Below are 24,649 nucleotides of genomic sequence, written 5' to 3' on the forward strand. Positions count from 1 at the left end.
GGGGCCAGACGCGGGAACGGCTCCCCACCACCGGCGTGCGGTGGTGGGGAGCCGTTCGACCAGCCCGACGTGATGGGCTCAGCTCTCCGGGGTCGCCTCGGCGCCCTCGTCGGTGCCCATGGAGGCAGCCGACGGGGCGTCGTTGACGGCGAGGATCAGCACCTCGGGGTCGGTGGCCAGGGTGGAGCCCTTGGGGAGCTCCAGGTCGGACGCGTGCACCTGGGTGCCCGCGCCGAGACCGGCGATCGAGAACTCGATCTGGTCCGGGATGTTCAGCGCGTCGGCCTCCACCTGGATGGTGGTGCTCTCCTGGGTGAGCAGGGTGGCCGCGGCGGGCTCGCCGGTCAGCACGATCGGCACGTCCACGGTGACCTTCTCGCCGCGCTTGACCAGCAGAAGGTCGACGTGCTCGATGTAGTTCTTCAGCGGGTGGGTCGTGACGGTCTTCGTCAGGGCCAGCTCGGTGGCGCTGTCGATGTCCAGCGTCAGGACCGCGTTGTGGCCGTGCTCACGGACGACTCGGGCGAACTCGAGCGCCGGCAGAGCCAGGTGCTTCGGGTCGGAGCCGTGCCCGTAGAGCACCGCGGGGATCTTGCCGGCGCGACGGGTGCGGCGGGCAGCGCCCTTGCCGAACTCGGTGCGCTGCTCGGCGGCGAGACGGACCTCGGACACGGTGGGGCTCTCCTTCGATATGGCCTTCGCACGTCGGGCAAGGCGTAAGCGGGGTGCTGGCCTGCGGCGGAGGGCGGCGCGGAAGGGATGGGCACGCGCATCACCACAACCGCCGCGTCGATCACGCCGAGCGTGATGCTCGTCCTCGCCGAGGCAACCCGACCAGTGTAGGACGACCGCGGTGCCCTGGCCTAATCGGGGGGTGGGGTGGCGCGGGCAGGGGGGTGCGGGGTGGGGACGCGGCGCGGCGGGGGCGGGGCCGGTTAGCCCGAACGGCGATCACCCGTACGGGGGTGGAAGTGCTGCAAGGGGCGGTGGCAAGCGCTTGCGGGGTGGGGCGGGGGAGGGTTCGGGACCGCGCGATCAGTGGGCGGCCGGGTGGGGGATGGGGATGGGGGTGGGGGATTGGGGTGAGGGGCGGGGAGCGGAGGACCGGGGGTGAGGGGCGGGGAGCGGAGGACCGGGGGTGAGGGGCGGGGAGCGGAGGACCGGGGGTGAAGGGCGGGGTGGTCTCCGGGGGCGGGAGCGCACCCCGGCCTCCGGAACGGGCAGCGGCCCGACGGGGAGTCCCGTCGGGCCGCTGGTCCGGTCGATCGACTCCTCCGGAGCCGAAGCCTTGACGGCTGCGCCGTCAAGCGTCAAGCGCCAAGCGTCAAGCGTTCCCGTCGAACAGGCTCGTGACCGACCCGTCCTCGAAGACCTCCTGGATCACGCGCGCCAGCAGCGGCGCGATCGGGATCACCGTCATCGCCTCGAAGCGCTTCTCCTGCGGGATCGGCAGCGTGTCGGTGAACACCACCTCGCGCGCGCCGCAGCTCTGCAGCCGCTCCACCGCGGGGCCCGAGAGCACCGGGTGGGTGGCCGCGATCACCACGTCGGACGCGCCCTCGGCGAGGAGCTGGTCCACCGCCTTGGTGATCGTGCCGCCGGTGTCGATCATGTCGTCGATCACCACGCACAGCCGGTCCTTGACCTGGCCGACCACCCGGTTCGCCACGACCTCGTTCGGCCGCAGCGGGTCGCGGGTCTTGTGGATGAACGCGATCGGCGTGCCGCCGAGGGTGTCCGCCCACTTCTCCGCCAGCTTGGTGCGCCCCGCGTCCGGCGAGACCACGGTGATGTCGTGGCCCGCGTACTTGTCGCGCACGTGCTCGGCCAGCAGCGGCATCGCCCACAGGTGGTCCACCGGGCCGTCGAAGAAGCCCTGGATCTGCGCGGTGTGCAGGTCCACGGCCACCAGGCGGTCCGCGCCCGCGGTCTTGAACAGGTCGGCGACCAGGCGGGCCGAGATCGGCTCGCGGCCCCGGTGCTTCTTGTCCTGCCGCGCGTACGGGTAGAACGGCATGATCACCGTGATGCGCTTCGCGGAGGCCCGCTTGAGCGTGTCCACCATGATCAGCTGCTCCATCAACCACTGGTTGATCGGCGCCTTGTGCGACTGGATGACGAACGCGTCGCACCCGCGCACCGACTCCTCGAACCGGACGAAGATCTCGCCGTTCGCGAAGTCGTACGCGGCCTGCGGGGTGACCGAGACGTTGAGGTGCTTGGCCACCTCCTCCGTCAGCTCCGGGTAGGCCCGCCCGCCGAAGAGCATCAGGTTCTTCTTGGGTGTCCCGGACATGATCGGGTTCTTCACGTCAGCGCCCTTCCTCGTTCTTCTCCGCGACCTGAGACAGGGCGCGCTCGGCGGCACCAGCCGCGGCGGTTCCGGGCCGCCGGGTGAGCACCCAGTCGGCGAGGTTGCGCTGGGGACCGCCGGAGACGGCCAGCGCGCCGGGGGGCACGTCGCGCCGCAGCACGGTCCCCGCGCCGGTGTAAGCGCCGTCGCCCACGGTCACCGGGGCGACGAACATGTTGTCGGAGCCGGTCCGGCAGTGCGAGCCGATGACCGTCCGGTGCTTGTGCACGCCGTCGTAGTTGACCGTGACGCTCGCGGCGCCGATGTTCGACTGCTCGCCGATCGTCGCGTCCCCGATGTAGCTCAGGTGCGGCACCTTGCTGCCCGCGCCGATCTCCGAGTTCTTGACCTCGACGAACGTGCCGATCTTGCCGTCCGCGCCCAGCCTGGTGCCGGGCCGCAGGAAGGCGAACGGGCCGACGCTCGCGCCCGCGCCGATCACCGCGCCGCTGCCGTGGGTGCGCACCACGCTCGCGCCCGCGCCGACCGCGCAGGCGGACAGCGTGGTGTCCGGGCCGACGACCGCGCCCTCGCCCACGGTGGTGCCCGCGCGCAGCTGCACGCCCGGCTCCACCAGCGCGTCCCGGCCCAGCTCCACGTCGGCGTCCAGCCAGGTGGTGTCCGGGTCGACCACGGTCACGCCCTCGCGCATCCAGCGCTCGACCAGCCGCCGGTTCAGCTCCTTGCCGAGCCTGGCCAGCTGCACCCGGTCGTTGACGCCCTCCACCAGCCACCGGTCGCCGGTCACCAGCGCGCCGACCCGGCCGCCGTCGCCGCGCGCGATGCCCAGCACGTCGGTCAGGTACAGCTCGCCCTGGGCGTTGTCGGTGCCCAGCCGGGACAGGGCGTCGCGCAGCACGACCGCGTCGAACGCGTACACCCCCGAGTTGATCTCGGTGATGGCCCGCTGGGCCTCGTCGGCGTCCTTCTGCTCCACGATGCCCAGCACCGAGCCGTCCGCGTCGCGCAGGATGCGCCCGTAGCCGGTCGGGTCGTCGAGCACCGCCGTGAGCACGGTCGCCGCGTTGCCGCGCGCCCCGTGCTCGACCAGCAGGGCGCGCAGCGAGTCCGCGTCCAGCAGCGGCACGTCGCCGTAGGTGACCACGACGGTGCCGGTCAGGTCCTCGGGCAGCTCGGCCAGGCCGCAGCCCACCGCGTGCCCGGTGCCCTTCTGCTCCTCCTGGACGGCGACCACGACCTCGCGCCCCAGCGCGCCCGCGACGACCCCCAGGTGCTCGGTGACCGCCTCGCGGCCGTGCCCGACCACCACGGCCAGGTGCGCGGGGTCGGCGCCCGCCGCGGCCCGCACGGCGTGCTCGACCAGCGAGCGACCCGCGAGCCGGTGCAGCACCTTCGGGGTGGCGGAGCGCATGCGGGTGCCCTCACCCGCTGCGAGGACGATAGTGCTGACCGGGGCGGGAACACCCTGGAGCATCAGCGGCTCTCCCTCTGCTGAGTCCGTGCCTGCGGCGGGAGGCCTGGCTCCCGCCAGGTGCCGATACTAAGCCTCCGCGGGTGCTTCCCCGTCTGCCGAAGCAACCTGGCAGCCACCTCTGCGCTTCGCGGTGTACATCGCGGAGTCCGCTCTGGACAGCGCCTGGTTGTCGCTCTCCTGGGGGCGCACCGCGATCACCCCGACCGACAGCGTCACCCCCCTGGACAGGTCGGATGGCAGGCCAGCGACGGCGTCCACGGCTCTGGCCAGCGCCGCCTCGGCCAGCGACAGGGTGGTCCCCGGCAGCAGCACCACGAACTCGTCGCCGCCGTACCTGGCCACCATGTCGTCGCCCCGCAGCGCGTGCCGCAGTGTGCTGGCAATCACGCGCAGGACGTCGTCACCCTCCGCGTGCGAGTGCTTGTCGTTGACGCCCTTGAACCCGTCGAGGTCGACCAGCGCCACCGCCATCGGCAGGGTCTGCGCGGCGACCAGCGCGGCCAGCCGCTCGTCCAGCGCGCGCCGGTTCGGCAACCCGGTCAGCGGGTCCTGCATCGCCTGCTGGGCGATCGCCCCGTGCGCCCTGGTGAGCCGCTCGTGGTCGCGCCGGGTGATCAGCGTGGCGGTGCGGGCCTCCTGCATCAGCCACAGCTCCACCTCCAGCGCGCTCGCGTACGTCTGGAGCGCCGAGACGGTGTGCTCGCCCTGCGGGCCCGCCAGCCGGGCGTACTCGCGCACCAGGCACAGCATCAGCGTCGGCTCGGAGGTGTCGGTGGCCAGCTTCGTGCGGGCGTGCGTGAGCACCTGGAGGGCCTGCTGCGGCAGCTCCTCCATCTCCAGGCAGCGCGCCAGCGCGATCGACACGATGATCAGCTCGCGGGCGTACATGGACAGCTCGCGCAGCGTCCACAGCCGGGCGATGTGCTCGGGGCCGGGGCTCGCCAGCGCCTGCGCCGCGCCGATCACCGGCACCTGCTGCGCGGCGGTGCGGTCCCGCCTGCGCGGGTGCAGCGACTGCAGGAACGGCGCCTCGGTCGCCTCGGCGATCCGCGCGGCCATGGTGAACCGGGCGGCGGCCTCCTCGTGGTTGTTCACCCGCTCCAGCCGCAGCCCCCAGCCCAGCAGCATCCGCACCCGGTTCACCAGGTGCACGTAGATCAGGTGGGGGTTGGCGCTGTCGCGGATCGCGTTGTGGGCCCTGGCCAGGACCTCGTCGGCCATCTCGTAGACGCCGAGCTGGGTGAGGACTAAACCGGTGTTCTGCAGCGCCGAGGCCAGCAGGCGGTCCCAGGTGCGCTTGTCCAGCACCGGGTCCGGGGTGAGGTCCTCCTCCAGCATCGCCAGCCCGTTGGCGATCTCGCTGAGCGCCTTGTCCTCCAGCCCGACCAGCAGGTACCTGCGGCCGAGCAGGGCGTGCGCCTCCGCCTCCAGCACCACCAGGCCGTGCCTGCGGGTGTGGGTGAGCATCTCCTCCAGCAGGGAGTCCGACATGTCGCCGACCCCCGGCGTCACCAGGCGCACGATGGCGGCGGCGCGCAGCAGCTGCGCCACGATCCTGGGCTCGCCCCGGCTCTGCGCCTCGGCGAGGATCTCGTCGACCTCGTTCGCGGCGTCGAGCTGCTCGGCGACGTGGCTGCTCTGCGCCACCGCGACCAGCTCGCTGGCGCGGCCCACCAGCCAGGCGTCGGACATCTCCTGGAGCGCGGGCACGACGCTGGCCTGCTCTTCGACGGCTTCCCCCGGCAGCGACCAACACCCCCCTACGCAGGGCAGGCCGGGCCGGAGGGCCCGACCCGGTTCCGAGACACTCTCGCTCCGCCACCAGGATTCGAACCTGGACCATCGGAACCAAAATCCGAGGTGCTGCCTTTACACCATGGCGGATCGGACGGGGACTTCCCCGGCCGCGGGAACACATCGTGTCACGGGCGGGGGTCCGCGGTCAGCACCACCACGCGAGTGGTGGCACTCTCCTCGTCAGTGGATCATAACGGAGCGTGTAGCGCCTGGTCACGGCGGGGTGGTGAGCGAAGTCACGAACTCGGCCAGCTCGCGCTCGTAGCGCGCCCGGTCGGCGTTCCAGGCCGCGACGTGCGCCGCGCCGGGCACCTCGACGTACCGCACGTCCCAGTCCAGCGCCCCGCTCGCGGCCCGCGCGGCCAGGTCCCTGCTGCCCTGCACCGGCACGGTCGTGTCCGCGTCGCCGTGCACCAGCAGCGTCGGCGGGCGGTGCGCGGGCGGGTGGTCGGCCAGGTCGAAGCGGGAGAAGTCCAGGTCCGCCCGCCAGCCGGAGACCAGCTCGGCCAGCGGCACCAGCCAGGTGGGCACGCCGCGCTCGCGGGACTGGAGCTCCAGGGTGCCGGTCCAGCTGGTCACCGGGGCGTCCAGGACGAGCGCGGACACCTCGCCCGCCAGCTCGGAGCGGGCCAGCAGCTGGCCCGCGATCGCGCCGCCCATGGACCAGCCGTAGAGGACGATCCTCGTCGCCCCGCTGTCCCTGGCGTAGCGGACGGCGGCTTCGGCGTCCCGCCACTCCGAGTCACCGAGGTGGTAGAGCCCGTCGGGTGAGGCGGGGGCGCCGTCGTCGTTGCGGTACGTGATCGACAGGACGGTCAGGCCCGCGTCGTGCAGCACCGGGAGCGCGCGGAGGGTCTCGGCGCGGGTGCCCGCCCTGCCGTGCACGGCCACGACCCAGGCTCCGCCCTCGCCGCCGCTGCCGGGGACCAGCCACGCGGGCGCGTCGCCCAGCTCGGTGGGCACGCTCACGTCCCGGTAGTCCAGGCCGAGCGCGCTGCGCGGGTCGCTCGCCCAGACCGAGCCCTCGACGCGGACGCGGGTCCCCGCAGCGGGCGCGGTCCCCCTGACGACCGGCCTGCGGACCTCGCCGCCCGAGCGGGAGGCGACGTCGCCGACCTCCACCTCGCCGCCCGGCCACACCAGGCCCCAGGTCCCGCGCAGGGCGGTGCTCCCCGACTCGGCCAGGACGATCTCGCCGTCCGACGCGCCCAGCACCACGTCCGGGAAACCCGGTCGGGCGGTCGCCGGGTTGAGCAGTTGCTCGCTGTAGTGCCACCCGATGCCGCCCGAGACGGCTGCCGCCAGGACCAGCGAAGCCGCCACCACCACTGCCCCGATCCGCCGAAGGCGGTTGGGTCGAACGCCAGAGAAATCCCGCACCCGATGATCCTGCCCGACCGGGTGACGGGTGGAGGAGCTTCCTGAAAACAACCGGTGAAAACCCGCACCCCCCTGGCGGGAGCGGCCTCGACTAACTTACGCTGCCGTAAGTTACGGTTCCGTAGGTAGCTTCCGGACGACGACGAGGTATCCGCATGACGAGCACCGTGGAGAGCAAGTCCACGCCCAGCCCGCCCAACCGGGGCCCCAAGCCGCTGGTCGAGGGGCAGCGCGGCAACGCTGAGCAGTTCGGCGTGTACGTGTTCGTCCTGGTGCCCTTCCTGGCCCTGTTCGCGGCGGTCCCCGTCGCGTGGGGGTGGGGGCTGGGCTGGGTCGACGTGGCCCTGTTCGCCGCGTTCTACTGCATCGCCGGGCTCGGCATCACCGTCGGGTACCACCGGTACTTCACGCACGGCTCGTTCAAGGCCAACCGGGCGCTCAAGATCGCCCTGGCCATCATGGGCAGCATGGCCCTGCAGGGCCCGGTCATCGTCTGGGTCGCCGACCACCGCAGGCACCACGCCTTCTCCGACCGCGAGGGCGACCCGCACTCGCCGTGGCTGTTCGGCAGCGGCCCGATCGCCCTGGCCAAGGGCTTCTGGCACGCCCACATGGGCTGGCTGTTCGAGCGCGACAAGACCAACTCCGCCCGCTTCGCCCCCGACCTGCTGGCCGACGACGACCTGGTGAGGGTCGACCGGCTGTTCTGGCTGTGGACCACGATCAGCGTGCTCGCGCCCGGCGTCCTCGGCGGCCTGATCACGATGTCCTGGTCCGGCGCGCTCTCCGCGTTCTTCTGGGCGGGCCTGGTCCGGGTCGCGTTCCTGCACCACGTGACCTGGTCGGTCAACTCGATCTGCCACATGATCGGCGACCGGCCGTTCACCGCCCGCGACAAGTCCGCCAACTTCTGGCCGCTGGCGATCCTGTCCTTCGGCGAGTCGTGGCACAACCTGCACCACGCCGACCCGACCTGCGCCCGGCACGGCGTGAAGCGCGGGCAGATCGACATCTCGGCGCGGATCATCTGGGCCTTCGAGAAGTTCGGCTGGGCGACCAGCGTGCGCTGGCCGAACGCGCAGCGCCTCACCCGCATCTCCGCCAAGGACGGGGCCAAGGGCGAGAAGGCGAAGCAGGCGGCCTGACCCCGTGACGCCACCACGCGCCCCGAGGCCCGCACGGGCTTCGGGGCGCGTCGGTGTTTAGGCTGGTCCCGACCGGGTGTCGGGAGAAGGAACAGGGACGCTGTGCCAGCCCCAAGGGTTCGGATGACGGGCAAGGAGCGGCGCGAGCAGCTGCTCGACGTGGCGCGCGCACTGTTCGCGGAGAAGGGCTACGAGGTCACCTCGGTCGAGGAGATCGCGCACCGGGCGGGCGTGAGCAAGCCCGTGGTGTACGAGCACTTCGGCGGCAAGGAGGGCATCTACGCCGTCGTGGTCGACCGGGAGATGCAGTCGCTGATGGACCACGTGGTCAACGCGCTCTCCGGGGGTCACCCCAGGGAGCTGCTGGAGCAGGCGGCCTGCGCGCTGCTCGACTACATCGAGGGGTCGACGGACGGGTTCCGCATCCTGGTCCGCGACTCGCCGGTGGCGTCGACCACCGGGACGTTCTCGTCGCTGCTCAACGACATCGCCTCGCAGGTCGAGCACATCCTGGGGCTGCACTTCTCCCGGCAGGGCTACGACCGGAAGCTGGCCGCGCTGTACTCGCAGGCCCTGGTGGGGATGGTCGCGCTGACCGGGCAGTGGTGGTTGGAGGTGCGCAAGCCCAAGAAGGACGAGGTGGCCGCGCACCTGGTCAACCTGGCCTGGAAGGGGCTGTCGAGCCTGGAGCACAAGCCCAAGCTGCGCAACCGGCCGTGAGCGGGCGGGCGCGGCGGGCAAAGCGGTTGCCCGGCCGCTGACACCGGTCGGGTGGAGCACAGGCGGATCAGGGCCGACTTCGACGAGCGGACCCTCGTCGTCTACCAGGCGCACTCGCCGGAGATCGCGGAGCCCGCGCTCGCGGCGGGGACGTTCGTGCCGCCGTTCAAGCCGGGGCGGATGACGTGGGTCAAGCCGTCGTTCCTGTGGATGGCGCACCGGTGCGGGTGGGCGCGCGAGGCCGGGCAGGAGCGGGTGCTGGCGGTCCGGGTGCTGCGGGAGCCGTTCGACGCCGCCGTGCTGGCCGCCGTGCCCAGCCGGGAGGTCGTCAGGGGCAAGCCGGAGATCCGGGTGCAGTGGGACCCGGAGCGGGGGCTGCGCCACGAGGCGCTGGGGCGCCGGTCGCCGCAGCTCGGGCTGGCCGGTGAGGCGTCGCGGCGGCACGTGGAGGAGTGGATCACCGGGTTGACGGACGTGACCGGGCTGATGAGGCGGGTCGGGGCGGCCGTCGCGGCGGGGGAGCTGGAGCTGGCGCGGGAGCTGCTGCCGGTGGAGCGGGTGTACCCGCTGGAGGTCTGAGCGACTCGGCTGCGCCTTCGCGGGTTCTCGACCCCGCTCCGCACGTTGGGTTCACGTCGCGCTGGGCATCCTCGGGGCATGGGTCGAATCGCCGGATTTGCCGCTGTCCTCCTGGTGACCGGGTGCACCGCGACGCCCGCCAATGGCGACGGGTCCTCCCCCGGGAGCTCCGCGCCGACCGAAGGGGCCGCCGCCGGGCTCACCGTGGAGACCGTCGCCTCCGGGCTCGCGCACCCCTGGGGGATCGACTGGCTGCCGGACGGGCGGATGCTCGTCACGCAGCGGCCGGGGACGGTCAGCGTCGTGGAGAACGGCCAGGTCAAGGACCTGGACGTGGACACCGGGGCCGTCGCCAGGGGTGAGGGCGGGCTGCTCGGGATCGCCGTGCACCCCGGCGCCAGCCGGTTCACCACCTGCCAGAACACCGCCTCCGACATCCGCCTCACCACCTGGGAGCTGGGCGACGGCGACGCCGTCGGCAAGGTCGGCGACCTGCTCACCGGGTTGCCCGCCAACCCCGGCGGCCGGCACTCCGGGTGCAGGCTCGCGATCGACGCCGACGGGAAGCTGCGCGTCGGCACCGGGGACGCGGCCCGCGCCGACACCTCGCAGGACCGGGACGGGCTCGGCGGGAAGACGCTCGTCGTCGACCTCGGCACCGGGGAGCACCGGGTCGAGACCTACGGGCACCGCAACGTGCAGGGGATCGCGGTGCGCTCGGACGGGCTGGTGGTCAGCGCGGAGCACGGGCCGTCCGTGGACGACGAGCTGAACGTGCTCAAGCCCGGCGCGAACTACGGCTGGGACCCCAGCCGGGGCGGCACGCAGGGCGGGTACGACGAGAGCGTGCCGATGACCGACCTGGAGCGCTTCCCGGACGCGGTGCCCGCGATCTGGTCCAGCGGCAGCCCCACCGAGGCCGTCTCGGACGCGGCGTTCCTGCAGGGCGAGCAGTGGGGCGGGCTCGACGGGGCGCTCGCGGTGACCGCGCTGAAGGGCTCGAAGCTGTTCCTGTTCGAGATCACGCCCGAGGGCGGGGTGCACTCGGTGTCGGCGCCGCCGGAGCTGGACGGGACCAAGGGCAGGCTGCGGGCCGCCAAGCAGGGGCCGGACGGCGCGCTCTACGTGACCACCTCCAACGGCGACGGGGACGAGGTCCTGCGGGTCACCGCCGCGGGCTGAGCCGGTCGGCGAAGTCGGCGGGGCCTGCCGTGGCGGCCCCGCCCGCAGGCTGGCCCGCAGCTCCGCCCGCAGCTCCGCCCGCAGCTCCGCCCGCAGTCCCGTTCGCAGCTCCGCCCGCGGCCCCGCCCGCGGCGCCGTCCAGGGTCTTGGCCAGCTCGACCAGGGTCCGGTAGACGTCCCGCAGGTCCGACTGCGCGCCCTTCTTGCCGTCGCGGTCGGTCGGCCTGGCGAAGGTCGGGCACACCTGGCGCACCCGGCGCACGGTGTCCCTGACCACCCGCGCGCCGCACTCGGTGAAGCCGTCCACGACCCGCCCGTGCTCCCCCGCGCTCATCCACGGCTGCCTCGGTGGCACGACGTCCGGGTGGTCCAGGAGCAGGACCAGGCGGTTGAGGTCGTAGTCGGGGTGCGGCCTGCGGGCCTGGTGGAAGCGGCGCTCCTCGTAGCTCGCGCGCCGCTCCGCCACCACCGCCAGCACCGCCCGCACCTCCTCCGGGGTCGCCACGCCCCACTCGCGCGCGTGCGCCCACAGCGCCGCCGACCGCTCGTCCCGCGCCCGGTCCGCGACGCCGGTCAGGAGGCCGAGCACGTCGAGTCCGGGCGCGGCGCGGCGCGGGACGTGGTGCACCGCCCGCACGCTCGGCCGCAGCGCCCGGTACTCGGGGACCGGGTCCAGGTCGGCCGGGGTCCCGACGTGCAGGACGTGGGTCGCGCAGGACCGCAGGCCCGCCGCGATCCCGGCGAACCGGGCCCGCGCCGACCCCGTGCGCCGCCCCGAGGCCGCCGAGGCGCAGGTCGGCAGGACCAGCACCGCGCCCCGGAACCGGGGCAGCGCCGCCGGGTCCACCTCCTGCACCGTGGTGAGCCACGTGGCCACCCCTCGCGCGCGCAACTGGTCGGCCGACCGCTGGGCCAACCGGTAGGACAGGTCCCCGTAGCCGTACACCACCAGCCAGGGGGTCGGGAAAACGCCGGAACCGGCCATGCCGGGGATTGTGGGGTGCGGACTTGATCGGCGTCAACGCGGGAAACGGCAGGTCAAGGCCGGCAGCGGGGAAGATTCACCGGAGCGGCGGACTATTCGGGAATAATTCCAGAAAGAATGCGACAACCCCCGCCCGCAGCGGGGCGGCCGACCCGCCCGGCCCGCCGAGGACCGGCGCGCCGTCCGGCCCCGGTCGTACCCTGGAGCCGAGCCCCCACCCCCGGCGCCTCGTCCAGGGCAGGGGTCTGTCCGCGTTGTCCACCAGTCACGGGAGCCGCACTCCGATGCCCCAGCCCGGCCCGCTGTCCGGCCTGCTGACCGCCGTCCTGCCCGACAAGGCCCTGCGCGCGCTGGCCGACGCCGCGGGTTCGCCCGAGCTGGAGCTGGAGGGACCGCCCGCGGCCCGCCCCCTGGTGGCCGCCGCGCTCTCGCGCACCTCCCCGGTGCTCGCCGTGACCGCCACCGGCCGGGAGGCCGAGGAGCTGGCCTCGGTCCTGCGCGACCTGGTCGGGCCCGAGGCGGTGGCGATCTTCCCGTCCTGGGAGACCCTGCCGCACGAGCGGCTGTCCCCCAGGGCCGACACGGTCGGCGCCCGCCTCCAGGTGCTGCGCAGGCTCGCCCACCCCGGCGACCGGCCGCTGCGCGCGGTCGTGGCCACGGTCCGCAGCCTCATCCAGCCCATGGCCCCCGGCCTCGGCGACCTGGAGCCGGTCGACCTCGCCACCGGCTCCGAGCACGACTTCGACGCCCTCCTGCACCGGCTGGCCGAGCTCGCCTACACGCGCGTCGACATGGTCGAGAAGCGCGGCGAGTTCGCCGTGCGCGGCGGCATCCTGGACGTCTTCCCGCCCACCGCCGAGCACCCGCTGCGCGTGGAGTTCTGGGGCGACGAGGTCACCGAGATCCGCCCGTTCTCGGTGGCCGACCAGCGCTCCCTGCCCAAGCAGGTCGACGCGTTCACCGCCCCGCCGTGCCGCGAGCTGCTGCTCACCGAGCGGGTCCGCGCCCGCGCCCAGGAGCTGGCCGCCGAGCACGAGGCCGACGCGCAGCTCGCCGAGATGCTCGCCAAGCTCGCCGAGGGCATCCCGTCCGAGGGCATGGAGGCGCTGATCCCCGCCCTGTGCGAGGGCGAGCTCCAGCTGCTCACCGACCTGGTCCCGGACGGCACGCACGTGCTGGTCAACGACCCGGAGAAGATCCGGGCCCGCGCCCGCGACCTGGTCCGCACCGGCCAGGAGTTCCTGGAGGCCTCCTGGATGGCGGCGGCGGGCGGCGGCAAGGCCCCGATCGACCTCGGCGCCTCCGCCTACCGCGCGCTCGACGAGGTCGCCGACGCCGCGCGCGCCGCCGACAAGCCCTGGTGGACGCTCAGCCAGCTCACCACCGAGGGCTCGGACGTGCTGCGCCTGGAGTTCAAGCACGTCCAGGCCTACCAGGGCGACGTGGACCGGGCGTTCGCCGACCTGCGCGCCCACACCGCCGCGGGCGGCACCGCCGTCCTGGTCGTGCCCGGCGCGGGCACCGCCCAGCGCGCCACCGAGCAGCTGCGCGAGGCCCAGGTGGGCGCGGTGTGCGTGGACTCGCTGGACGAGCCCCCGAAGAACGGCGCGGTCACCGTGGTGCGCGGCGCGCTGGAGGACGGCTTCGCGCTGCCCGAGCTGGCGCTGGTGGTGCTCACCGAGACGGACCTGACCGGCGGCCGGGGCGGGACGTCCACGAAGGACATGCGGCGGATGCCGTCCCGCCGCCGCAACGCCGTCGACCCGCTCGCCCTCAAGACCGGCGACTACGTGGTGCACGAGCAGCACGGCATCGGCCGGTACGTGGAGATGGTGCAGCGCACCGTCGCGGGCGCCACCCGCGAGTACCTGGTGCTGGAGTACGCCTCCAGCAAGCGCGGCCAGCCCGGCGACCGGCTGTTCGTGCCCACCGACCAGCTCGACGAGGTCTCCCGCTACGTCGGCGGCGAGCTGCCCACGCTCAACAAGCTGGGCGGCTCGGACTGGAAGAACACCAAGGCCAAGGCCAAGAAGGCGGTCAAGCAGATCGCCGCCGAGCTGGTGCAGCTCTACGCCGCCCGGCAGTCCGCGCCCGGCCACGCGTTCGCGCCCGACACCCCGTGGCAGCGCGAGCTGGAGGACGCGTTCCCGTTCACCGAGACCGTCGACCAGATGGCCGCCATCGACGAGGTCAAGGGCGACATGGAGCGCGGCGTCCCGATGGACCGGGTCATCTGCGGCGACGTCGGCTACGGCAAGACCGAGATCGCGGTGCGCGCGGCGTTCAAGGCGGTGCAGGACGGCAAGCAGGTGGTGGTGCTGGTGCCCACGACCCTGCTGGCGCAGCAGCACCTCAACACGTTCACCGAGCGGATGCGCGCGTTCCCGGTCGTGGTGCGGGGCCTGTCCCGGTTCACCGACCCGACCGAGGCCGAGCAGACCACCACCGGGCTCGCCGAGGGCGACGTCGACGTGGTGATCGGCACGCACCGGCTGCTGCAGAAGGGCCTGCGGTACAAGGACCTCGGCCTGGTGATCGTGGACGAGGAGCAGCGCTTCGGCGTCGAGCACAAGGAGCACATCAAGGCGCTGCGCACGCACGTGGACGTGCTGACCATGTCCGCGACGCCGATCCCGCGCACCCTGGAGATGTCGCTGGCGGGCATCCGCGAGATGTCCACGATCCTCACCCCGCCCGAGGAGCGGCACCCGATCCTGACCTACGTCGGCGCGTACGACGACAAGCAGGTCGGCGCGGCCATCCGGCGCGAGCTGCTGCGCGACGGCCAGGTGTTCTACGTGCACAACCGGGTCTCCTCGATCGAGAAGGCCGCCCGGCGCATCCGCGAGCTGGTGCCCGAGGCGCGCGTGGTCACCGCGCACGGCCAGATGAACGAGGACAAGCTGGAGAAGATCATCCAGGGGTTCTGGGAGCGCGAGTACGACGTCCTGGTGTCCACCACGATCGTCGAGACCGGCCTGGACATCTCCAACGCCAACACGCTCATCGTCGAGCGCGGCGACATGCTCGGCCTGTCCCAGCTGCACCAGCTGCGCGGGCGCGTCGGCCGGGGCCGCGAGCGCGGGTACGCGTACTTCCTGTACCCGCCGGAGTCCCCGCTCAGCGAGACCGCGCACGACCGGCTCGCCACCATCGCGCAGAACACCGAGCTGGGCGCGGGCATGGCGGTGGCCATGAAGGACCTGGAGATCCGGGGCGCGGGCAACATCCTCGGCGCCGAGCAGTCCGGGCACATCGCGGGCGTCGGCTTCGACCTGTACGTGCGGCTGGTCGGCGAGGCGGTCGAGGCGTTCCGCCGCTCCGCGGGGGCCGACGGCGAGCTGGAGGCCGAGCTGGCCGAGGTCCGCGTCGAGCTGCCGGTGGACGCGCACATCCCGCACGACTACGTGCCCGGCGAGCGGCTCCGGCTGGAGGCGTACCGCAAGATCGCGGCGGCCGTCGACGAGGCGGGGCTGACTGCGGTGCGCGACGAGCTCAAGGACCGCTACGGCGCGCCGCCGCTGCCCGTGGAGCGGCTGCTGGACGTGGCCAGGCTGCGGCACACCTGCCGCGCGCACGGCGTCACCGAGGTCGCCCTGCAGGGCAGCTCGATCCGGTTCGCGCCGCTGGAGCTGAAGGACTCGCAGGTGGTCCGGCTGCGCAGGCTGCACCCCAAGGCGGTGTACAAGCAGGCCGTCTCGACGATCACGACGCCTCGGCCCACCGAAGGCGCGGCGGGCGGCCGGATGGGCGCGCCCCCGCTGCGCGACCAGGAGTTGCTCGCCTGGTGCGCCCACTTCCTGGAATCACTCGCGGGAGCGCCCGTGAGCGGTGTCACGAGTTCGTGAGAGGGTACTGGGCGTGAGGACTGTGCAGAGGCGCTTCACCCTGACCGTCGCGGCCGTCGCACTGCTGGTGGCGGGCTGCGGCTCGGGCCCGGCCAAGATCGGGTCGGCGGCCGTCGTCGGCGACTCGGTGGTGCCGCTGGCCGACATCCAGCACCAGCTCCAGCTGGTGCTCGCCAAGGAGCCCGACGTCAAGGTCGCCCTCCAGCGCGAGCGCAAGCTCGACCAGGTCGCCGACACCCTCGTGCAGATCAAGGTGTGGCACGAGCTGATCGCGAAGGCCGCCGCGAACGAGGGCGTCACCGTCACCGAGGACGAGGTGGCGGAGGCCGTCGAGAGCGCGGGCGGCGCCGAGACCGCCTCCCAGGGCACCGTGTACACGAAGGAGACCTTCCCGGAGCGGGCGCGGGACCAGCTGCTGCTGGTCAAGCTGGCGGGCAAGTACGCGGACCGGATGGAGGTCACCTTCGACTACTTCTTCACCACCAGCGGTGAGGACGCGAAGGAGAAGGCCAGGCAGGTCGCGGCCGACCCGTCGAAGATGGCGGGCTTCATCGCCGCCGCGCCGAGCGGCCCCGAGGGCCAGCAGCTCGCCGGGCGCGGGCAGAAGGTCAGCTCCGCCGAGTCGCCCGAGGCCGCGCAGGCCCCGCTGTTCGGCGCCGAGCCCGGCACCGTGCTGGCGTACCCGCCGAGCCAGAGCAGCTCGCAGTGGCTGGTGGCCTACGTGACCGACCGGGACACCGACGCGACGGCGAGCGGCCTGGACGCGTCCGCCTCGCAGCTCACCCCGTCCGCGCTGGAGGGCATCGGCCTGCGGCTGATGCAGACCCTGGCCGGGTCGCCGAAGGTCGAGCTGAACCCGCGCTACGGCGTGTGGGACCCGATCAACTACGGCCCGGTGCCGAGCGAGGGCGAGCTGGGCGGCCTGCAGCTGAAGGCGAGGCAGGTCCAGTCGTGACGTCGGACGTCCCACCCGCCGCAGCGGCCCCGCCGACCGGGCCGGACGCGGCGCCGCCGGTCACCGTCATCGTGGTCAGCGCCCGCCTCGGCTGGGCGGTGCCCCTCGCGGAGCTGCCCGCGCTGCGGGCCGCGCCGGTCGTGTGCGCGAGCGCGGGCGTCCCCCTCCAGGAGGGGGTGCGCCCCGCGCCCGCCGCCGCGTCCGACCTGGCCGCCGGGTCGGTGCTGCTGACCGCGGACCCGGCCGACCCGCTGGCCGCCGAGCTGGTGGCGCGCGGCGCGCGCCTGGCGCGCACGCCCGAGCCGCCGATCGTCGAGGCGGTCGCGGTGATGGACCGGCTGCGCTCGCCGGGCGGCTGCCCGTGGGACGCCGAGCAGGACCACGACTCGCTGCGCAAGTACCTCGTCGAGGAGACGTACGAGCTCCTGGAGGCCATCGAGGACGGCGACCGGGACGCGATGCGCGAGGAGCTGGGCGACGTCCTGCTCCAGGTGCTGTTCCACGCCCGCGTCGCCGCCGAGCACCCCGAGCGGCCGTTCGGGGTGGACGAGGTGGCGGCCGACCTGGTCGCCAAGCTCGTCGGCAGGCACCCGCACGTGTTCGCGGGCGGCGACCCGGCGGTGCGCGACGCCTCCACCCAGGAGCACCGCTGGGAGGAGCTCAAGCAGCAGGAGAAGAAGCGCGGGTCCAGCGTCGACGGGGTCGCCCTCGGGCAGCCCGCGGCGGCGCTGGCGGCGAAGCTCGTGCAGCGGGCGGCCCGCGCCGGGTGGCCCGCCGACCTCGTCCCGGACGGGGACGACACCGGCACGACGCTGTTCGGGGTGGCCGCGCTGGCGAAGCTGGCGGGGGAGGACCCGGAGGCGGAGCTGCGGGCGGTGGCGCGGGCGTTCGAGCGGAGCGTCCGGCGGACCGAGCTCGCGGCGCGCGCGGCGGGCCGGACCGCGCTGACCGCCGAGGACTGGCGGGAGTTCTGGAAAGCCTGACCGGGGCTTGAACGCTGAGCGCTGAGCGCCGCGAGAGGTCGTCCACCGGTGGTCCCGGCGGGCGACCTCTTCGCGTCGGGGGCGGCGCACCCCCGCCGTCCCACCCCCTGACCACCTTCGCCCGCCTGGGTGGCCGATCCGGTGTTGACGGGGGTGGCCGCTAACGTCGAGGGGGTGACCGAACCCGCCTACCTCCGCTTCCCCCACCTGCACGGGGATCTCGTCACCTTCGTGGCCGAGGACGACGTGTGGCTGGCCCCGCTCGACGGCGGCCGTGCCTGGCGCGTGTCAGCCGACCAGGTGCGCGCGTCGACCCCCCGCTTCTCCCCCGACGGCGCCCACCTGGCCTGGACCAGCCACCGCGACGGCGCCCCCGAGGTGCACGCCGCCCCCGTCGCGGGCGGCCCCGCCCGCAGGCTCACCCACTGGGGCGACCACATCACCGGCGTGCGCACCTGGACCCCGGACGGGCGCGTCGTCGCGATCAGCACCACCGGCCAGGCCACGAGCAACCGCGAGTGGGCGCACGCCGTCCCGCTCGACGGCGGCCCCTCGGAGAAGCTGCCGTTCGGCTGGGTCGGCGACGTCGCCTACGGTCCGGACCGCCAGGTGCTCACCTCCAGCGCGGCGGGCCGCGACCCGGCCTGGTGGAAGCGGTACCGGGGCGGCATGGCGGCCAAGCTGTGGGTCGACGTCGAGGGGAGCGGCGAGTTCACCCGCGTGCTGCCCGAGCTGACCTCGCCGCTCACCTCGCCGATGTGGGTGGGCGGGCGGATCGCGTTCCTGTCCGACCACGAGGGCGTCGGCTCGGTCTACTCCGCCCTCCCGGACGGCTCCGACCTGCGCAGGCACACCCACCAGGACTTCTTCTACGCCCGCGTCGCCACCACGGACGGCCGCCGCGTGGTCTACCAGTGCGCGGGCGAGCTGTGGCTGCTCGACGGCCTGGACGCCGAGCCGCGCAGGCTCGACATCGCCCTCGCCGGGCCGCGCACCGCGCGCACGCCCCGGCACGTCGCGCCCAGCCCCGACGACGCCCGCCCGGACCGCACCGGCCGGGCCAGCGCCGTCGAGGTGCGCGGCACCGTGCACTGGGTGACCCACCGGGACGGCCCGGTGCGGGCGCTGGCCGAGGAGCCGGGCGTGCGGGCCAGGCTGCCCAGGGTCCTCGGCGACACCGTCGTGTGGGTGACCGACGCGGACGGCGAGGAGGCGCTGGAGTTCAGCCCGGTCGGCGGGCGCGAGCCGGGCGAGGAGCCGCGCCGCGTCGCCGCCGGGCAGCTCGGCCGGGTGCTGGAGCTGGCCGCGTCGCCGGACGGCAGGAAGCTCGCCGTCGCCACCCACGACGGGCGGCTGCTGCTGGTCGACGTCGAGTCCGGCGAGGTCCGCGAGGTGCTCTCCGGGGCCAACCCGCACGTGGACGACCTGGTGTTCTCGCCCGACTCGCACTGGCTGGCCTGGGCGCAGCCCGGCCCGAGCCCGCTCCAGCACATCCGGATGGCCAACACCGAGGACCTCGTCCCGGTGGACGTCACGCCGCTGCGGTTCTCCGACTTCTCGCCCGCGTTCACCGAGGACGGCCGCCACCTGGCGTTCCTGTCGGTGCGCAGCTTCGACCCGGTGTACGACGCGCACGTGTTCGACATGTCGTTCCCGACCGGTTGCCGCCCGCACCTGGTGCCGCTGGCCGCGACCACCCCGTCCCCGTTCGACCCGCTGCGGCTGGGCCGGGCGGTCGGCGACGACTCCGGCGATAAGGACAAGGAGAAGGACGAGGAGAACCCGATCACCGTCGTCGACCTGGAGGGCCTGGCCGACCGGGTGGTCGCGGTGCCGGTGGCCGCCGGGCGGTACTCGGGGCTGACCACCGCCAAGGGCGGGCTGCTGTGGCTGCGCAGCCCGCTGCACGGCGTGCTGGGCGACAACCAGGCGAGCGCCGACTCGCGACCCGCGCGCGCCGTGCTGGAGCGGTTCGACCTGGCCAAGTCCCGGACCGAGGTGCTGGCCGACGGCGTGGACGCGTTCACCGTCACCGGCGACGGGCAGCGGCTGGTCGTGCACGACGGCGACGACATGCGGGTGGTGCCCAGCGACCGGAAGGTCGACGGCGAGGACACCGACTCGGTCGACGTGGACCTGTCGCGGGTGCGGGTCGTGGTGGACCTGGCCGCCGAGTGGCGGCAGGCGTACGCCGAGGCCGGGCGGCTCATGCGCGACCACTTCTGGCGCACCGACATGGGCGGCGTCGACTGGGCGGGCGTGCTGGAGCGGTACCGGCCGCTGGTCGACCGGCTCGGCAGCTACGACGACCTCGTGGACCTGCTGTGGGAGGTGCAGGGCGAGCTGGGCACCTCGCACGCCTACGTGATGCCCGCGCGGCGCGCGCGGGGCCGCCGGGTGGGGCTGCTCGGGGCGGACCTGGAGCGCGGCGAGGACGGCTCGTGGCGCGTCGCGCGGGTCATCCCCGGCGAGACCTCGGACCCGGCGGCGCGCTCGCCGCTGTCCGCGCCCGGCGTCGCGGTCCGGGCGGGCGACGTGATCACCGCCGTGGACGGCCGCCGGGTCGACCCGCTGACCGGGCCCGCGCCGCTGCTCGTGGGCACGGCGGGCAAGCCGGTGGAGCTGACCGTGCGGCCCGGCGGCGACGGCGACCCCCGGCGGGTGGTCGTGGTGCCGCTGGCCGACGACGAGGCGCTGCGCTACCACGCGTGGGTGGCCGACCGGCGGGCCCGCGTGCACGAGCTGTCCGGCGGGAGGGTGGGCTACCTGCACGTGCCCGACATGATGGGCTCGGGCTGGGCGCAGCTGCACCGGGACCTGCGGGTGGAGGTGGCGCGCGACGCCGTCGTGCTGGACGTGCGGGAGAACGCGGGCGGGCACACCTCGCAGCTCGTGGTGGAGAAGCTGGCCAGGAAGGTCATCGGCTGGTCGGTCGGGCGGGGCTTCACCGCGCACGAGACGTACCCGGCGGACGCGCCGCGCGGGCCGGTGGTGGCGATCGCCGACGAGTACGCGGGCTCGGACGGGGACATCGTGAACGTGGCCATCAAGGAGATGGGCATCGGCCCGGTGGTCGGCACCAGGACGTGGGGCGGGGTGATCGGCATCGACATGCGGTACTCGCTGGTCGACGGCACCGGCGTCACCCAGCCCCGCTACGCGTCGTGGTTCGCCGGACCCGGCTGGGGGGTGGAGAACCACGGCGTCGACCCGGACGTGGAGGTGGTGATCACCCCGCAGGACCGGGTGGCCGGGCGCGACCCGCAGCTCGACACGGCGGTGCGGCTGGCGTTGGAGGCGCTGGAGACCCGCCCCGCCGCCGTGCCGCCCGCGCTACCTCCATTGGGGTGAATCTGATCTACCCCCGGTCCCCCGCCGGGAGCGCGCGCTCCCGGCGGGGGACGCCCGGCCGCGTGACCACCGGGTTCTCCGGTGGTGGCGCTGCGTCAGCGCGCTGACGGGCGCCCCGCCGGGGGGACCCCTCAATCCCGGTCCCCACCAGTCCCTTCGGACAAACAGGACGATCCGTCCGGGTTTTCCGGCGGGTAGCGCAGCGTGAACCCGTAGCCTGGGCAGGTGGTCGTCCCGCCGCAGTCCAAGCCCGCGCCGAACCGGCGTGCCCGCCGGGGAGCCTTCTTCGGGCGCTTCGTGCTGGTCCTGATCCTGCTCGGCGCCGTCGCAGGCGGCGCCTACGGCATCGCCATGCTGGGGCGCACACCCAGGGCCGAGCCGGAGCCGCCCTTCCAGGTGCCGTTCCAGGAGCTGGAGCCGGGGAGCGCCGTGCCGAACGCCGCGGGCGAGCCCACGGCCGCGCCCGGCGCCTCCCCGTCGGACTCCCGGTCCGCCTCCCCGTCCCGCTCCTCCTCGGCGTCGTCCTCCCCCTCCGCGTCCACCGCCAGGGGCGGCGACACCTCCGCCGCCGTGGCCGCCTGGGCCGCCGAGCTGTCCAAGAAGATCGAGGTCCCCGCGCGGGCGCTGCGCGCCTACGGCGAGGCCGAGCTGCTGCTGCGCGAGGAGCTGCCCCGGTGCGGCATCACGTGGGCGACGCTCGCGGGCATCGGCCGCATCGAGTCGCACCACGGCACCATCGGCGGGCTCGAGCTCGGCGAGGACGGCAGGCCCAACGAGCCGATCATCGGCATCCCGCTCGACGGCAGCCCCGGCGTGAAGGCCATCGAGGACACCGACGGCGGCAAGCTCGACGGCGACACCCGGTGGGACCGCGCGGTCGGGCCGATGCAGTTCATCCCGACCACGTGGGCGCGCTACGGGATGCGCGCCAACGGGGACGGGAAGGACCCCGACCCGCAGGACATCGACGACGCGGCGCTGACCGCCGGGCGGTACCTGTGCGTCAGCGGCGGCGACATGACCAGCGGCGCCGGGTGGTGGCGCGGGGTGATGACCTACAACGAGTCGGTGGAGTACGCGCGCAACGTGTTCAGCGGCGCGGACGCGTACGCCCGCGCGAGCGTGGGGGCTCCCGCCCCGACGGGCAAGCTGACGGGCTGACCGGGCCGCCGGGCGGGTGCGCGACACGCCCGGCCGCGCGGCGGGTTCGCGCCGGTCGCCACGTGCTTCGGGAAGCCGATGCCGGAGGGCCGGGAGAGCGCTCTCCCGGCCCGCTCCGGTCACTCGGCCGGGCTCACCCCGAGGCGTCGCGCTCCACCGCCAGGCGGGCGCTCAGCTCACCCAGCGCCTCCTGGTACTCCGGCGTCGGGTTCATCGCGACGGCCATCCTGAACTGGGTCAGCGCCTCCGGCAGCCGGGACTGCCGCTGCAGCGTCCTGCCCAGCGCGAACCGCGCGTAGTAGTCGGACGGATCGATCTCCAGAACCTTCCTGAACGCCTCCTCGGCGCGGCTGAACTGCGCCGACCCCAGGTACGCCCGCCCGGCGAGCAGGTGCACGGAGGGTTCCCCCGGAGCCTCCGCCAGCACCGGTTCCAGCGCGCGCAGCGCCTCCAGTGGACGGCGCTCCGCCAGCAGTGCCTCCGCCTTGCGGAAGGCGTCGAACGTGCTCTCGGCCATCGTTGCCACGGTACTCGCGCACCCCGCGCCGGTTCGACCACCAGCCGGATGACCGCGGTCGTCACCGCAGGTGGCGACCCGGTTGACCGTTCCAGGTGGACGAGCCGCCCCGAGCACCCCCGTCGGGGCGAGGTCCCGGACGTCACCAACTAGTCTCGTCACCGATACAGGAATGGTCTGACGAGGGAGCAGCACGTGGCTGTCATCGAGCAGGTCGGCGCCCGCGAGATCCTGGACTCGCGCGGCAACCCCACCGTCGAGGTGGAGGTGGCGCTGGACGACGGCACGCTCGAGCGCGCCGCCGTGCCGTCCGGCGCTTCGACCGGCGAGCACGAGGCGGTGGAGCTGCGCGACGGCGACGCGAAGCGCTACCTGGGCAAGGGCGTCGAGCACGCGGTCACCGCGGTGCTGGACGAGATCGGCCCGGAGCTGGTGGGCATCGAGGCCGTCGAGCAGCGCGTGGTCGACCAGAAGCTGGTGGACCTGGACGGCACCCCGGACAAGGGCCGCCTCGGCGCGAACGCCATCCTCGGCGTGTCGCTGGCCGTGGCCAAGGCCGCCGCGGCGTCGTCCGGGCTGGAGCTGTTCCGGTACGTGGGCGGCCCGAACGCGCACGTGCTGCCGGTGCCGATGCTGAACATCCTCAACGGTGGCGCGCACGCCGACACCGACGTGGACATCCAGGAGTTCATGATCGCGCCGATCGGCGCGGAGAGCTTCCGTGAGGCCCTGCGCTGGGGCGCCGAGGTGTACCACTCGCTCAAGTCCGTGCTCAAGAGCAAGGGCCTGGGCACCGGGCTGGGCGACGAGGGCGGCTTCGCGCCGAGCCTGTCCAGCAACCGCGACGCGCTCGACCTGATCCTCGTCGCGATCGAGAAGGCGGGCTACCGCCCCGGCCGCGACATCGCGCTCGCGCTCGACGTGGCCGCCACCGAGTTCTTCTCGGACGGCGCTTACACGTTCGAGAAGAACAAGCGCAGCGCCGAGCAGATGTCCGCGTACTACGCGGAGCTGGTCGACGCCTACCCGCTGGTGTCCATCGAGGACCCGCTGTCCGAGGACGACTGGGACGGCTGGGTGGCGATGACCGCCGCGCTGGGCGACAAGGTGCAGATCGTCGGCGACGACCTGTTCGTCACCAACCCGGAGCGCCTGGAGGAGGGCATCTCCCGCCGCGCCGCCAACGCGCTGCTGGTGAAGGTCAACCAGATCGGCACGCTGTCCGAGACCCTGGACGCGGTGTCCCTGGCCACCTCGTACGGCTACCGCTCGATGATGTCCCACCGGTCGGGCGAGACCGAGGACACCACCATCGCGGACCTCGCGGTCGCGGTCGGCGCCGGCCAGATCAAGACCGGTGCGCCCGCCCGCGGCGAGCGCACCGCGAAGTACAACCAGCTCCTGCGCATCGAGGAGGCCCTGGGCGACGCCGCGCGCTACGCCGGTGACACGGCCTTCCCGCGGTTCACGCCGGAGGGCTGATGGCCGGGAGGGAACGGGGCGCTCGGCGCGGCGGGTCCGCGCCGGGGTCCCGCTCTGCCTCGGGGGCCTCGGGCCGGACCTCGCGGTCCGGCTCGGGGCGCTCGGGGGGCAGGACGACCTCGGCCCGCGAGGGCGCGGGGGGCGGGGCCGGAGCCGGGTCCGCGGCCGGGACGGGCGCGGGTGTCGGCTCGGGCTCGGGTCCTGGTTCGGCAGGCGCCCCCAAGGCGGGCGGCCCGAAGGCGGGCGCGCGCGGGGGAGCCCGCGACGAGGCGGCCAAGGGGCGTGGCGGGGCGCGGCAGCAGCCCGCCCGGCGGCGGGCGCAGTCCAAGGCGCGCACCCGCGCGGGTGCGGGCACCGGCGGCGCGTTCGGCATGACCAGCACCCGCCAGGCCGCGGTGCTGGCCATGGTGGTGTGCGCGCTGGCGCTCAGCATCGCCGTGCCGCTGCGGACCTACCTGGCGCAGCGGGACGAGCTGCGCGACGTGGCGACGTCGCAGCAGGCGCTGCGCGAGCAGGTGGCGCAGCTGGAAGAGCGCAGGCAGCAGCTCGACGACCCGGCCGTGATCGCGGCCGAGGCTCGGCGAAGGCTGCACTACGTGCGACCGGGCGAGACGCCCTACGTCGTGCAGCTCCCCGGTGACTCGGGGCGTCCGGAGCAGGAGGAGAGGCCGGCCAGCGAGCCGGTCCCGAACAAGGCTTGGTACCAGCAGCTGTGGGACTCGGTGGCGGCGAAGTGAACGTGGACGAGCAGGACCTGGCGATCGTGGCGGAGCAGC

Annotated in this window: 18 protein-coding genes and 1 tRNA gene; 11 read left to right on the forward strand and 8 right to left on the reverse strand. The window is 74.0% G+C overall.

Going from position 1 to position 24,649, the window contains the following annotated elements:
• Window positions 1-78: 78 nt before the first annotated feature.
• The 6 genes from CNX65_RS03245 to CNX65_RS03270 form a co-directional block, all read right to left on the reverse strand.
• Complete coding sequence (locus tag CNX65_RS03245) at window positions 79-672, reverse strand: 50S ribosomal protein L25/general stress protein Ctc (RefSeq protein WP_096491436.1); 594 nt, start codon at window positions 670-672, stop codon at window positions 79-81.
• A gap of 652 nt (window positions 673-1,324) precedes the next feature.
• Window positions 1,325-2,296, reverse strand: a complete 972-nt coding sequence (locus CNX65_RS03250; protein ID WP_012783281.1) for a ribose-phosphate diphosphokinase — start codon at window positions 2,294-2,296, stop codon at window positions 1,325-1,327.
• A gap of 16 nt (window positions 2,297-2,312) precedes the next feature.
• Window positions 2,313-3,788 carry a bifunctional UDP-N-acetylglucosamine diphosphorylase/glucosamine-1-phosphate N-acetyltransferase GlmU gene (gene glmU / locus CNX65_RS03255; RefSeq protein WP_096491437.1) on the reverse strand — a complete coding sequence of 492 codons (1,476 nt, stop codon included), beginning with the start codon at window positions 3,786-3,788 and terminating at the stop codon, window positions 2,313-2,315.
• Window positions 3,789-3,854: 66 nt separating this feature from the next.
• Window positions 3,855-5,480, reverse strand: a complete 1,626-nt coding sequence (locus tag CNX65_RS03260) for a GGDEF domain-containing protein (protein WP_218181488.1) — start codon at window positions 5,478-5,480, stop codon at window positions 3,855-3,857.
• Between the two features lie 121 nt (window positions 5,481-5,601).
• Window positions 5,602-5,672: transfer RNA gene (locus CNX65_RS03265), tRNA-Gln, on the reverse strand.
• 126 nt (window positions 5,673-5,798) lie between these two features.
• Window positions 5,799-6,908 carry an alpha/beta hydrolase family protein gene (locus CNX65_RS03270; protein WP_232519686.1) on the reverse strand — a complete coding sequence of 370 codons (1,110 nt, stop codon included), beginning with the start codon at window positions 6,906-6,908 and terminating at the stop codon, window positions 5,799-5,801.
• A 212-nt stretch (window positions 6,909-7,120) separates the two neighbouring features.
• Here CNX65_RS03270 and CNX65_RS03275 point away from each other — a divergent pair, with 212 nt between their 5' ends.
• The 4 genes from CNX65_RS03275 (at window position 7,121) to CNX65_RS03290 (ending at window position 10,591) form a co-directional block, all read left to right on the forward strand.
• Window positions 7,121-8,110 carry an acyl-CoA desaturase gene (locus tag CNX65_RS03275; protein WP_096491440.1) on the forward strand — a complete coding sequence of 330 codons (990 nt, stop codon included), beginning with the start codon at window positions 7,121-7,123 and terminating at the stop codon, window positions 8,108-8,110.
• A 123-nt stretch (window positions 8,111-8,233) separates the two neighbouring features.
• Window positions 8,234-8,830, forward strand: coding sequence for a TetR/AcrR family transcriptional regulator (locus CNX65_RS03280; RefSeq protein WP_096491441.1), 597 nt, complete (start codon window positions 8,234-8,236; stop codon window positions 8,828-8,830).
• 51 nt (window positions 8,831-8,881) lie between these two features.
• Window positions 8,882-9,409, forward strand: a complete 528-nt coding sequence (locus CNX65_RS03285) for a DUF4291 domain-containing protein (protein WP_096491442.1) — start codon at window positions 8,882-8,884, stop codon at window positions 9,407-9,409.
• A gap of 78 nt (window positions 9,410-9,487) precedes the next feature.
• Window positions 9,488-10,591, forward strand: a complete 1,104-nt coding sequence (locus CNX65_RS03290) for a PQQ-dependent sugar dehydrogenase (RefSeq protein WP_096491443.1) — start codon at window positions 9,488-9,490, stop codon at window positions 10,589-10,591.
• Here the strand turns inward: CNX65_RS03290 and CNX65_RS35945 are convergent.
• Entirely contained in the window at window positions 10,575-11,576 is a 1,002-nt protein-coding gene (locus CNX65_RS35945; protein WP_177154489.1) for a hypothetical protein, read from the reverse strand. The two genes, CNX65_RS03290 and CNX65_RS35945, sit on opposite strands and share 17 nt — an antisense overlap.
• Window positions 11,577-11,860: 284 nt before the next feature.
• Between CNX65_RS35945 and mfd the strand changes: the two genes are divergently transcribed.
• The 5 genes from mfd to CNX65_RS03320 all read left to right on the forward strand — a co-directional run bounded on the left by mfd (window position 11,861) and on the right by CNX65_RS03320 (window position 21,874).
• Complete coding sequence (mfd, locus tag CNX65_RS03300) at window positions 11,861-15,424, forward strand: transcription-repair coupling factor (protein WP_177154490.1); 3,564 nt, start codon at window positions 11,861-11,863, stop codon at window positions 15,422-15,424.
• Window positions 15,425-15,437: 13 nt separating this feature from the next.
• Entirely contained in the window at window positions 15,438-16,379 is a 942-nt protein-coding gene (locus CNX65_RS03305) for a SurA N-terminal domain-containing protein (protein WP_096491444.1), read from the forward strand.
• Window positions 16,376-17,362 carry a MazG family protein gene (locus CNX65_RS03310; protein WP_373565516.1) on the forward strand — a complete coding sequence of 329 codons (987 nt, stop codon included), beginning with the start codon at window positions 16,376-16,378 and terminating at the stop codon, window positions 17,360-17,362. The genes CNX65_RS03305 and CNX65_RS03310 overlap by 4 nt, the downstream gene beginning before the upstream one ends.
• A gap of 174 nt (window positions 17,363-17,536) precedes the next feature.
• The gene (locus CNX65_RS03315; protein ID WP_177154491.1) at window positions 17,537-20,713 is read left to right on the forward strand and encodes a S41 family peptidase; all 3,177 of its coding nucleotides are present in this window, start codon (window positions 17,537-17,539) and stop codon (window positions 20,711-20,713) included.
• A gap of 225 nt (window positions 20,714-20,938) precedes the next feature.
• The gene (locus tag CNX65_RS03320) at window positions 20,939-21,874 is read left to right on the forward strand and encodes a lytic transglycosylase domain-containing protein (RefSeq protein WP_096491446.1); all 936 of its coding nucleotides are present in this window, start codon (window positions 20,939-20,941) and stop codon (window positions 21,872-21,874) included.
• A 133-nt stretch (window positions 21,875-22,007) separates the two neighbouring features.
• Here CNX65_RS03320 and CNX65_RS03325 read toward each other — a convergent pair whose 3' ends face one another.
• Window positions 22,008-22,391 carry a tetratricopeptide repeat protein gene (locus tag CNX65_RS03325; protein ID WP_096491447.1) on the reverse strand — a complete coding sequence of 128 codons (384 nt, stop codon included), beginning with the start codon at window positions 22,389-22,391 and terminating at the stop codon, window positions 22,008-22,010.
• A gap of 195 nt (window positions 22,392-22,586) precedes the next feature.
• On the opposite strand from CNX65_RS03325, the gene eno reads away from it, so the two are divergent.
• Entirely contained in the window at window positions 22,587-23,873 is a 1,287-nt protein-coding gene (gene eno / locus CNX65_RS03330; protein WP_012783296.1) for a phosphopyruvate hydratase, read from the forward strand.
• Window positions 23,873-24,610: an FtsB family cell division protein gene (locus CNX65_RS36660; protein ID WP_232519687.1), complete on the forward strand. Its 738-nt coding sequence runs from the start codon at window positions 23,873-23,875 to the stop codon at window positions 24,608-24,610. Before eno ends, CNX65_RS36660 begins: the two co-directional genes overlap by 1 nt.
• Window positions 24,611-24,649: the final 39 nt, after the last annotated feature.

Source organism: Actinosynnema pretiosum (assembly GCF_002354875.1).
In the GTDB taxonomy this organism is placed as follows: Bacteria; Actinomycetota; Actinomycetes; order Mycobacteriales; family Pseudonocardiaceae; genus Actinosynnema; species Actinosynnema auranticum.